Source organism: Streptomyces macrolidinus (genome assembly GCF_023887685.1).
Taxonomy (GTDB): Bacteria; Actinomycetota; Actinomycetes; order Streptomycetales; family Streptomycetaceae; genus Streptomyces; species Streptomyces macrolidinus.
The window spans coordinates 1-673 of record NZ_JAMWMR010000104.1; the positions used below are offsets into that span (position 1 = coordinate 1).

General features: G+C 68.6%; 1 protein-coding gene. It reads right to left on the reverse strand.

Translation table 11 applies throughout. The features are described from left to right. A partial coding sequence (locus tag NGF19_RS30420) for an MMPL family transporter (protein ID WP_252429162.1) occupies positions 1-673 on the reverse strand: 673 nt, incomplete at both ends.

The following is a 673-nucleotide window of genomic DNA, read 5'->3' on the forward strand; positions in this document are numbered from 1 at the left end:
CGACAGGCCGAACAGGATCACGAACAGGAACAGCGGGACCCGGGAGCCGATCGACCCGGTGGAAGTAAAGTCGACCAGGCCCTCCGCCCAGGTGTGCTGGAAGACCGTGACGAGGATGCCGAGCGAGGCGGCGGCGGAGAGGAGGTTGAGGACGACGCCGACCAGGCCGAGGACCACGGAGCGGAACGCCCAGACGGTCATGGCGAAGGTGACCAGGAGCAGCGCCCCAATGATGAGGGGCAGCTTCTGTTCCTGGTGGGTCGGGTAGTCGGTGTAGCGGGCGACGTCACCGGTCACCGCGGTCTCGGTGCCCTTCACCCGGCCGACGGTCTCCGGGACGTAGGTGTCGCGGATGTCGTTGAGCGAGGACTGGGCCTCGTCGCTGCTGACGTAGTACGGGACCTGCAGCTGGAGCATGCTGGTCCGCTTGTCGGGGGACGTGGTCAGCCGGGAGGTGCCGCTCAGGCGCGGGTCGTCCTCGACGTCGGCGGCGAGTTCGCGCAGGGCGGCGGTCACCTCGGGCGACCGGTCGGCGTCGGCGCGGACGACGACCTGGTGCATGGACTTGAGATCCGGGTAGGCCGCGTTCAGCCGGTCGTAGACCTGCATGGCGACGATGGAACGGGAGTGCGTCTCGCGGCCCATGTCGGTGAGCTTGAGGCCGAGCACTGGA